The sequence below is a fragment of the Candidatus Omnitrophota bacterium genome, from assembly GCA_040755155.1.
Taxonomy (GTDB): Bacteria; Hinthialibacterota; Hinthialibacteria; order Hinthialibacterales; family Hinthialibacteraceae; genus JBFMBP01.
Genome location: JBFMBP010000145.1, coordinates 1 through 10981, shown reverse-complemented (window position 1 = coordinate 10981; position 10981 = coordinate 1). Strand labels below are relative to the sequence as shown.

The window sequence follows — 10981 nt, the reverse complement described above, 5'->3', positions numbered from 1 at the left end:
GCTCTGATATGGGATTCGAAAACCGGCGAAATTGAGTTTAAAGCAAAATTTATCGAAGGATTGATCCCGAATGGTATTGATACCATTGCATTTTCTCCTGATGGAAAAAACATTGCCATTGCCAGTCCAATGGGAATATCCATTTGGGACATTGCCAGTAATAAAATGATCAAAGAATTTGATCCAAAACATCCGGCGACGTATAGAATGGAATATTTATCAGATGGCAAAAGAATAGTGGCATATCCCGGCTATTTTATTTATGTTTTATCGATAAATGGTGATCTTTTAGCACAATACACTAGCGAAGGATATGTAAGTTTATCAAAAGACGGAAAGTATTTACGCACCATTATCGGCGACATTGATGGAATTCCCGGAAAATACGAATATAGAATCGAAGATGTGGATACCAACAAAAGAGTATCGACCTACACTTTCAACGCGAAAAAAGGCTCTATTTTTATGTCTCCAGATGGGCAATATATCTTAGCCGCATCGGAGAATTCGTCAGAAGGAATAGGCATTCGCAAAGTTGGCGCGTTGGATTCGGCTATGAGATCGTTTTCCCTTGAGGCTAATGTGGATTATGCCTACATGAAAGTAGCATTTTCCGATGACAACAAGAAATTCGCTTGCATGATTGATACTAAGGCGTATATCTACGATATCAGCGACATAACGTCGGTCATCAAAGAATCGACGGCGCAATAAGCAAGCACACGCGGATGCGCGTTGGGCGCGGCGGCGGGGCATGGCGGAGACGCCATGCCCCGCTGGCTTTGCATACGGTTTCGGGATGAGCGGAGATGGCGGGGCCGGGGACGAGGACGTTTCTCGGCTATCCCAGAAGAATTGCCCTTTTTGAGGGCGGGAGCTTGGCGATGATCGATCTCAACCTATTCGCGTCGATAATCGTCATCCGCCGTTTTGGGATTTCTATCTGTTCAGGTTCGAATAAAAGCACGCCTTTGAAGAATGGAATCCTCGTCTAAACTCTTTCAGGGTTTGATTTTTACTCTCAATCCGCATGGAGAAACTGCTATACTCCCTCTCCCGGGGAAATGAATCGTTAAAAAAATCTTCCGATCGTATTGTGTTTTTCATCTTGAATTGCGAATTTTGTTTTGATAGATTGAAGTATCGAATTATCGAATGATACCTGATATCTCATGAGAGGAAGGGAGTATTCAAGATGGCGAAGAAATGGAGCATATTATTTGTCGTAATCGCAGGAGGGTTGGCTATCGCCCAACCGATAGCGGCGGAAACCGTGGGGTATTTTAAGTTCGACAATATCAAAGGCTCGAACTTTACGGACGACTTGGGCAAGGGGCTATTGGGCGTTCTCGGCTTGCCTCCCGAAGGTGGAGAACCGGAAATCGTAACGGGGCCGACCGGAGCTGCCGCAGACAAGGCGGTGAAGATATCCGTAGACAAAGAATTGATTATCGATGACGATACGTTTTGGGTGCTGGCTCTCTATGCGCCTTTGACGATCGAGTGCTGGGTCAAATCGCCGGGATTCGCCATACCCGAATCGGAAGCGGCGATACTTTCCTATGGCGGCGGAACCGGCGGATATCGTTTGACGATTGCTCAGGCGGGGACTCTTTCTTTCGACGTTCCCGGCGCGGGACGCGTAGATACGGATGTTGCTTTTCCCTTTGACGACGCGTGGCATCATCTGGCCGTCGTGGACGATTGGGACGGCAATGCCGTGAAATTTTATTTGGATGGGAAAGAGGTCTTCTCGCAAGCGGGCGCGTTGGATCCCCAGATCGCGGGAATAAACGCTCTTTACATAGGGAAAATTTATCAATCGCCGAATTACGTCACGTATCAAGGATCGCTGGATCGAGTCCGCATCAGCAATGCGGCGCTGGCGCTGGACGATTTGGACGACGACGCGGCGAACGTAAAGCCAGTCGGAGCGAATACGGTTGCCTTTTACGATTTCAACGAAGGCAAAACGCCTTATACCGGCAAGGGTTCGTTCGATCCTACAGAAGCCATTACGCTGCAGGCTTGGGCGACGGGCAATTCGGCGGGACCGGAGGTTTCTACGGATACCCCCTCCGGCGCGGCGGGCGATTTTTCCTTGCATTTCACGGGGACGCAGGTCGCTCGCGTCGAAGACGCGAATCGGATTCTGGACGTGGGCGGAGAAGGGAACAATTGGACTCTCGAAGCCTGGGTCAAATATGAAAATACGTCCCTGGGCCGCATGATTATATTCTATTATGGGCCGGGCGGAATTTCCTTCTCTCTCAGCGCCGGCAATCCGCGCCACGTATTCGTTACGACTTTGCGCATTCGCGATATCGATTCGGGAACCGCTCTCGTCCCTCCCGGCGATTGGCATCATGTGGCCGTCGTTCACTTTTTCGGGGAAGGCATGTCGTTCTATGTGGATGGGGAAGAACTAGCTTGGATCGATGAAGTGCGGGGCGCAAGAATTGCGGATACGCCGCGTCTCAATATCGGCTCCGAACCGAATCGAGTTCTTCCTTACGACGGATGGATTGATCGGCTGCGGATCAGCAATACGGCGTTGGATCCGTCGGAATTCGACTCCAATGCGAAGCAGCCTGTCGCTGTTCTCGACTGGTCGCTTTATTGATAACGAAAAAAGCATCGTAGAGGCGCGCTTGGGGGACAAAATTTCTCAAGCGCGCTTTTTTTGTTTTGTATTATTTTTATCTTCTCTTTGAAATGTAAACATTTATCCGAATGAAGAAAATTCCCTCCCCAAGATGCCTGATCTTTACTCGCAAGTCGGAGGGATTTACCAAGGGTGGAAACAACTTTGCCCTTAGCGCCCCCATTCCATGAAACTCTAGTTTTCCTATCCCTCTTCTTGTTATAATGATTGACGCATCTTTTTTAATTTTGAGGCGTTGGAATGAAGAGTAATTTCTTATGAAATATATCCTCGCTTTGGATCAGGGAACAACGAGTTCGCGCGCTATTCTTTTCAACGAGCAGGGGCGGATCGTAAACATCGCGCAGAAGGAATTTACTCAGATTTTTCCCCAGCCCGGTTGGGTGGAACACGATCCCGAAGAGATTTGGGCGTCGCAGATGGCCGTGGCGGCGGAGGTCATGGCTCGGGCGGGCGCGGCTTCCGGCGATATCGCCGCCATAGGGATAACCAACCAACGGGAAACTACCGTCGTTTGGGATCGAAAAAGCGGTCAGCCTATCGGCAACGCCATCGTTTGGCAGGATCGGCGCACCGCTTATCTATGTGAAGAACTTAAATCCGCGGGCTATGAAACGGCCATTCGCCAAAAAACCGGCCTGGCGACCGACGCTTATTTTTCCGGAACGAAAATCAAGTGGATGTTGGATCATATCCCGAACGCCCGCAAGAGGGCGGAAGCGGGAGAACTGGCTTTTGGAACCGTCGATTCCTGGTTGGTTTGGAAGTTAACGTGGGGGAAAATCCATATCACCGACGCCAGCAACGCTTCCCGCACGCTGCTTTACAATATCCATACGGGAGAGTGGGATGAGGAACTTTTGGCGATGCTGGAGATTCCCGCCGCCATGCTGCCCAAGGCATGTTCCTCCAGCGAAGTTTATGGCGAAACCGCCGCCGATATTTTTGCGCAACCGATTCCCATCGCCTGTCTGGCGGGCGATCAACAAGCGGCTCTCTTTGGTCAGATGGGGCTGAAGAGCGGCATGGCGAAGATGACCTATGGCACCGGTGGTTTTCTTTTGCTCAATACCGGCGCTAAAGCCGCCGTCTCCAAAAACAATCTTCTTACGACCATCGCGTGGAAAATTGGAAACCGGACGGACTATGCGTTGGAAGGCGGCATTTTTATCGCGGGCGCCGTGGCGCAGTGGCTGCGGGATGGGTTGGGATTGATTCGAACCTCTGAGGAGATCGAATCGTTGGCGGCATCCGTCGCCGATAATGGTGGAGTGTATATGGTTCCGGCTTTCGCTGGGTTGGGCGCTCCGCATTGGGACTCTTACGCTCGCGGGATCATCGCCGGAATCACGCGAGGGACGACCGCTGGACATATCGCCCGCGCCGCGCTGGAAAGCATCGCCTATCAAGCGGCGGACGCGCTGGAAGCGATGGAAGCCGATTCCAGCCTGGCTATCGGCGAACTGCGGGTTGACGTCGGAGCGGCGGCTAACGCCTTGCTGCTGCAATTTCAAGCCGATATTCTGGGGATTCCCATCGTTCGCCCCAAAATCGTGGAGACGACGGCGCTAGGCGCCGCGTATCTTGCGGGACTTGCCGTTGGCTTCTGGCAAAGCGTCGAGGAAATCGCTGAACAATGGAGCGTGGATCGAATTTTCGAACCGGCGCAGGATAGGGATAAGGTTCGGCAATTACGCGCCGGATGGCGCAAGGCGCTGGAACGGTCGAAAGCATGGGAAGATAAATGAGGAAGAGATATATAGCATGAGGCTCCTTAATGGAATCGCCTCCTCATATACGATAAAGAAAACGAGCGCTGTTATCATTATTCCTTTTTTTAGATCGTAGGATGGGTCGCGTCGTTTGACCCATCAATTATTCCAACCGTTAAAAATCGATGGATCAAAAAACATAACCCATCCAACATTTCAAGATATTTATATATGAACAGTAAGGAGCGATGCCATGCAGAATTTTACCTTTTGGAATCCCGTAAAAATTATATTCGGGGAAGGAACCATTCCTCAAATCGGACCGGAAACGAAAAAATATGGAAAGAAAGCCTTATTCGTTTATGGGAAGTCCAGCATCAAAAAGAATGGCGTTTACGATCAGGCCGTCCAATCCTTGCAGGCCGCCGGAGTGGAGATCGTCGAATTTTCCGGAGTGAAGCCCAATCCCGTTTTATCGCATCTCAACGAGGGCATCGCTTTGGCGAAGGGCGAGCAGGCGGATGTCGTCGTCGCCGTGGGCGGCGGCAGCGTTTTGGATGAATCTAAGGCCATCGCTGCTGGGGCTAAATCGGATGGCGACGTTTGGGATTTCTTTTTGGGGAAGCGAGAAGTCGAAGATGCGCTGCCTTTACTTACGATTCTTACTTTGGCCGCGACGGGATCGGAGATGAATTGCGGCGCCGTCGTTACTAATGAAGAGACGAAGCAGAAATTCAACGTCAATTCTCCATGTTTATTTCCCAAGGTTTCGATTCTCGATCCAACAACAACTTGTACAGTTCCTATGAATTATACGGCTTACGGCGCGGTTGATGCTATTGCCCATTCGATTGAAGGGTATTTTACATCGGCGGATTCATGGACGCCGATCCAGGATCGTTACGTAGAAGGCTTGATTGCCAGCATCATGGACAGCGCCGGCCGCCTATTGAAGAATCCAGCCGATTATCAAGGCCGAGCCTCGATGATGTGGGCGGCGACGTTGGCTTTGAACGGTTTGCCCCTCGCCGGCATCGGCCCATGCGGCTTTCCCAATCACGCCATCGAACATTCTCTGAGCGCGCTCTATGACATTGCGCACGGCGCCGGTCTGGCCATCGTCATTCCGGGATGGATGAAATACGCATCGCAAAAAAATCCCGCCAAATTCGCCCAATTCGCGCAGCGCGTCTTTCATATGGCGGAAGATGGATCGCCAACGCAAACCGCCGCCAAGGGAATCGAGGCTCTGAAAGCATGGTTCAAGAAAATCGGCTGCCCCGTGAGTCTGGCGGACGCCCATATTCCCAGCACGGATATTGACATCATCGCCGATAATGCGACGATGCTGGCGAAGAAATGGAGATTGAACGATTATACCAAAGAGACGATTGCGAATGTCTTATCTTTATGTCAATAAACAAAAGAAAGGATACGGATCTTATGGCCGGTTTTAAGACGACTCGGAGAGATTTTCTTCGCGGCGGCGGCGCCTTGGCGGCAGCCTTGGCGGGACCGTTTATTGTTCCCTCCTCGGCGCTGGGCATGGAGGGAGCATCCGCTCCCAGCGATAGGGTCGCGATGGGATTTATCGGTTTGGGCACGATGGGAAAGGGGCATATTTTCGGGGAGGCTTGGACTTATCTTCCTGGAGGGTATATCGCTAGAAAAGACGTTCAAATTCTCGCCGTGTGCGATGTCTGGCGCGACCGCAGGGAACAAGTAAAAGAAAAAATCAACCAATTTTATTCCGAAAAGGCGGGGGCGGGCGCTTCCAATTCCTGCCAATCGTATAACGACTTTCGCGAAATTCTGGATCGGAAGGATATCGACGCCGTGCTAATCGCCACGCCGATTCACTGGCACGCCACGATGTCCATTTTAGCCGCCCAGGCGGGAAAAGACGTTTTTTGCGAAAAACCGACGGCGGTTTGCATCAAGGAAAGCCAGGCCATGGTCAAGGCGTTTCGGGAAAACCAGCGCATCTTTCAAGCGGGAACCCAGCAGCGTTCGGAGTATGATGGAAAATTCCGCCGCGCTTGCGAATTGATTCGCAATGGACGCATCGGCCAACTCGAAACCGTCTACGCCTATCGCGACGGCGGCGGGGCGGTTTGGCCGACCTCCTTCGAGAAGGAAGTCCCCATTCCCGAAGGATTCGATTGGGACCTTTGGCTGGGACCAGCGCCCAAGATGCCTTATCAAGGCCGATCCGACGCCCATCTCTTCGGCTTTGGGGGCATCAATTGGGGGCAGCATCATTACGATATTCTCCAGTGGGCTTTGGATGCGGATCGCACTGGCCCTATTGAGATTTACATGGACAACGGCGCCGCCGCCTATCGCTACGCCAATGGCGTTACGGTTTATGGCCGAATGTATGGCGACGAAAAGATCGGCGACACCGGCGGCGGATGGTATATCGGCAAGGAAGGGAAGATCGGCGTGGACCGCGAGCATCTGGTTTCCGATCCCGCCAGCATCCTGGATAAATCTATCGGCCCGAACGACAAGCATCTCTACCGCAGCGACAGCCATTCCGGCAATTTCCTGGAATGCGTCAAGACGCGCAAGCCCGCGATTTGCGATTACGAAACCGCCCATCGCGCCGCCAGCGTTATGCTGCTGGGGGGAATCGCGCAGCAAGTGCAACGTCCGCTGAAATGGGATCCCGATAAGGAAACATTCATCAACGACGACGAAGCCAATAAACTGTTATCCTTGAGCAAACGCAAGCCTTGGATCGTTTAGACCGTAGGATGGGTCGCGTTTTTTGACCCATCGCCATAATAATAAAAAAGCCAGCGCCGCGCAATGTATATCGCAACGGCGCTGGCTTTTATCTTTTCAATAGAAACTTACATTCATTGAGATACCACTTCCGCATCCCAAATAATATCGAAGCCGGGGAAATAGAATTCGGGCGGCAATCCGTTCATCACGTCCCATGCGGGATAGAAGGGATTGGTGTAGCGTCCGCCATTGGAGTCTATCAACACGGAGGTTTCGTCAGGGAAGCGGACGATGGCCTGGATTTTGGGATGCCAATACCACGGCGCCAATAAGGGCAAATCGAAGCGGTTTTTATGGCTGGAGTAAAGGTAGCCGAAGATATCGAGCACCATCCAATTGCTGTCTTTCGCGTCCGGCTCCAGATCGCGCGCCCAATCTTTGCCGAACCAAGGCAAATCGCCGCGCGAGAAATTAGGATCGGTGGAATGAACGACGCCATAGCCATCGAGAAGGTAGAATTGCAGTCCCGCATCCGTTTGAACTACTTCCAAATTCCTGGCGATGTCGAAACCGAAATAAGGCAGTCCTTGCGGCTTGGGCAGATCGTAAGGATAGGTATGGATGCCGCCGTAGCCGTCCAGCATGTACCATCCCCGGCCTAGCGGATCGGGTTCGATATCGCGCACGATGTCGAAGGGCGCAAAGTAAGGAAGAACGGGCGGCTTCACGGCGGGATTGGAGGAATGGATGCCGCCATAGCCATCCAATACGAACCAGGCGGGAATTGGCGTCGGCGTGGGAGACGGTTCGGAAGGCGTCGGTGAAGGCTGCACCGGCGCGCCGGTATAGCGTATGGAGTAGATGGCGTCGCGGCCGGGTTCGTAGAGATAGAAAGCGTCTCCGCTCGGCGCCGCCGCGATGTTACTGTAATACAGGGCGTCCCAATAGGCGCTGCCATCCAACTGCAAGACCGTTTTGACATCGCCATTTTCAGACATGCGATGGATATCGAAATTCCCCAGCTTGCGATCGCCCACCGATGCGACATAGAAACAATGGTCGGAGGCCAGATAGACGAAGCGGGTTTCGTAATCGGAAGGTTGAACGTGAATGTGCTCCCGTACTACGCCGTCCCTATCCAGCCGCAGGATTTTGCCGCAGAGGAAATAGAGCAATCCCTCCGGACCGGTCGCGATGTCCACGACGGGCGTATAATTGTAGATTTGACATAGTGAATTGGCTCGTGGATTGGATGGTAGTCCAGTAATGCGGATAATTTCGTCGAAAATCGCCGGTTGTTCGTTCTCGTATTCCCGCTTCGTATTATTGCGCGTCAATACGAGAAGATCGCCTGTACTGGCTCCAGGAATGCGGTCCGCTTCGGTTACCCAATGCAAGGCGCGGATATCGATCCAGTAGACTTTCTCGAATACGCTGTTGTTTTGATCTAAGATCACTTGAGGCGCGCCGTTGGATGACAATACATATACCATGTTTCTGGCCGCCATATAGACCGATCCATCGGGACTGGCGGCGATGTCCATTGGAAAGGCGAAGCTGGAATTATTATAATATATGTTCGGCGCCATTCCCGACAAAGACAGCCATGATCCTCCGCTTGGCAGATTGTAATAATAGTTGAAGGCATTATTATTGACGTTTTTGACGATCGATAAATTCCCCGTAGAAGGATTTGCGTTCAAACAAAGCTTCCAGCTGCTATAGAGATTTTTCGCCGCAGCGGAATAGAGAGGAACGGCGGCTAGCGAATCGTCCAAAAGATTCAGCGCGGGCGGAAGCGGGGGAATGGGAACTGTCGCCGTCGGCGTTGGTAAAGCAGGAAGCGGGGTGCGCGTATGAGTAGGAACATCTGTCGGCGATTCATAGATCGGAACTCGCGTCGGAGATTCGTCGTATGGCGTCCCTGTCGGAGTCCGAACCGGAATCCGAGTAGGCGTATTCGTCAAAGTCGGCGTCGGGAAAAACGGATGCGGTTGATTAATCCCCGTCGGAGTGGGATAAGGGCCGGTTAACGATAGCGATTCAATGAATTTGATGTTAGACGAACGATCTTGCGTGTTATCCGTAACATAGAGTTTTTCTCCATCCGCCGACAAGGCGATTGCCTGGCTGTCCGAATTGGAGGAAAAGATTCTGTAGGGTATTCCGTCATTAGGATTTTTTCTCCAGAGGTTGAAGGTATTGGAGAAATAATAATTATAAGTATAGAAATAGAAGGCGTTGTCTTTTGGCCAATAGACTAAAGAACTCGGAGCGCCGAAACCCACATCGGCAATGAAAGTGGATGTAAGCGAACGGTCATTTTCCAATCGATAGAGAAGAGGGAATTGTATGTTGGACTCAATGGAACCGGCAATATACAAATAACCATTCGGGCCGACGCACATGGAATCGGCATGGACGCCGTTGCGAAAGACGTTCGTTGTGTACGTTATCTTCCAGATCGGAGCATCGTAAGCAATAAATATCTTGCAAAACATAAAACCATCATCCGTGTTGTATAAGCCGACCAGATCGCCTTTTTGGCATCCGGGGATATGATCGCCTTCTTTCACTTCGTACAAATCGCATAATGTTCGATTTCCCGTATTGGTTTCATTGGGATGAACGACATAAACGATGTCAAGATATTTCCCGGCCAAATTGATGCGATAAGCGAAATACGAATCCGTAAGCAGGAAAAGATGGCTGGAAGTAAATATCATTTTTGTAAAAACGGCGTCTTTAGAAGGATCTATTGGAAGAGACATATAAGGGGGAACGTTATCGATATTGTCGGGGGGATTGTTAGGATCGATGGGACCCAGAATAGCGTATACGCCATTCCATATTTTATAAACATACATTTCATTCGTCTGCGGATTTACTGCGAACACAGCTCGATTCACATCGTAAAACGACATGAATTCTCCCGAAACATTTGACGGATAAATAACCGAAACCGGCCGGGGATTGGGCGTGGAAGTTGGCGGCGGAGGCGTCGATGTCGGCGATTCGGTGACGGTCGCCGTGGGAGTATGCGTTACCGTTGGCGTCCAGGTGGACGTAGCTGTCGAAGTGGGCGTCAAAGTTTCGGTTGGCGTCGATGTTTCCGTCGCCGTTGGGGAAGCCGTCTCCGTCGGAGTTGCCGTCTCTGTTGGAGTAGGCGTAGCCGTATCGATTTCTTCCGGTGTGGGTGTCTCCAGCATCTCCGGCGTAGGAGTCTCGATCACTTCGGGGGTGGGCGTCTCCAGCATCTCCGGCGTAGGAGTCTCGATCACTTCGGGCGTGGGTATATCTACGATTTCCGGTGTAGGCGTATCCAGCATTTCCGGCGTAGGAGTATCGATCACTTCGGGCGTAGGGGTATCTATCATCTCTGGCGTGGGAGTTTCGAATGCTTCGGGCGTGGGCGTGTCTAACATCTCCGGCGTGGGAGTCTCGATCACTTCGGGCGTGGGGGTATCTATCATCTCTGGCGTGGGAGTCTCGATCACTTCGGGCGTGGGCGTGTCTACTATTTCCGGCGTGGGAGTCTCGATCACTTCCGGCGTGGGTATATCTACGATTTCCGGTGTAGGCGTATCCAGCATTTCCGGCGTAGGAGTATCGATCACTTCGGGCGTAGGGGTATCTATCATCTCTGGCGTGGGAGTTTCGATCGCTTCAGGCGTAGGCGTTTCTACCATTTCCGGCGTGGGAGTGTCGAACGCTTCGGGCGTGGGGGTATCGAACGCTTCCGGCGTAGGAGTGTCGAACGTTACGGGCGTGGGTGTATCTAACATCTCCGGCGTAGGAGTCTCGATCGCTTCGGGCGTAGGCGTTTCTACCATTTCCGGCGTGGGAGTGTCGAACGCTTCGGGCGTGGGGG

Annotated in this window: 6 protein-coding genes; 5 read left to right on the top strand and 1 reads right to left on the bottom strand. The window is 51.8% G+C overall.

Annotated elements, in window-relative coordinates:
* The 5 genes from AB1656_22470 to AB1656_22450 form a co-directional block, all read left to right on the top strand.
* Nucleotides 1-714: WD40 repeat domain-containing protein (locus AB1656_22470; GenBank protein ID MEW6238164.1), on the top strand; the 714-nt coding region annotated here is incomplete at its 5' end.
* A 481-nt stretch (nt 715-1195) separates the two neighbouring features.
* Nucleotides 1196-2623, top strand: coding sequence for a LamG domain-containing protein (locus tag AB1656_22465; GenBank protein MEW6238163.1), 1428 nt, complete (start codon nt 1196-1198; stop codon nt 2621-2623).
* A 299-nt stretch (nt 2624-2922) separates the two neighbouring features.
* Nucleotides 2923-4413 (top strand): glycerol kinase GlpK, encoded by a 1491-nt coding sequence (gene glpK, locus AB1656_22460; GenBank protein MEW6238162.1) that lies wholly within the window; start codon nt 2923-2925, stop codon nt 4411-4413.
* Between the two features lie 217 nt (nt 4414-4630).
* On the top strand, nt 4631-5797 hold the full coding sequence (locus tag AB1656_22455; protein MEW6238161.1) for an iron-containing alcohol dehydrogenase: 1167 nt from the start codon (nt 4631-4633) through the stop codon (nt 5795-5797).
* A 23-nt stretch (nt 5798-5820) separates the two neighbouring features.
* On the top strand, nt 5821-7128 hold the full coding sequence (locus tag AB1656_22450; protein ID MEW6238160.1) for a Gfo/Idh/MocA family oxidoreductase: 1308 nt from the start codon (nt 5821-5823) through the stop codon (nt 7126-7128).
* Between the two features lie 113 nt (nt 7129-7241).
* On the opposite strand, the gene AB1656_22445 is transcribed toward AB1656_22450, so the two are convergent.
* Nucleotides 7242-10981, bottom strand: a 3740-nt coding sequence (locus AB1656_22445) for a hypothetical protein (protein MEW6238159.1), incomplete at its 5' end; no start/stop codon positions are given.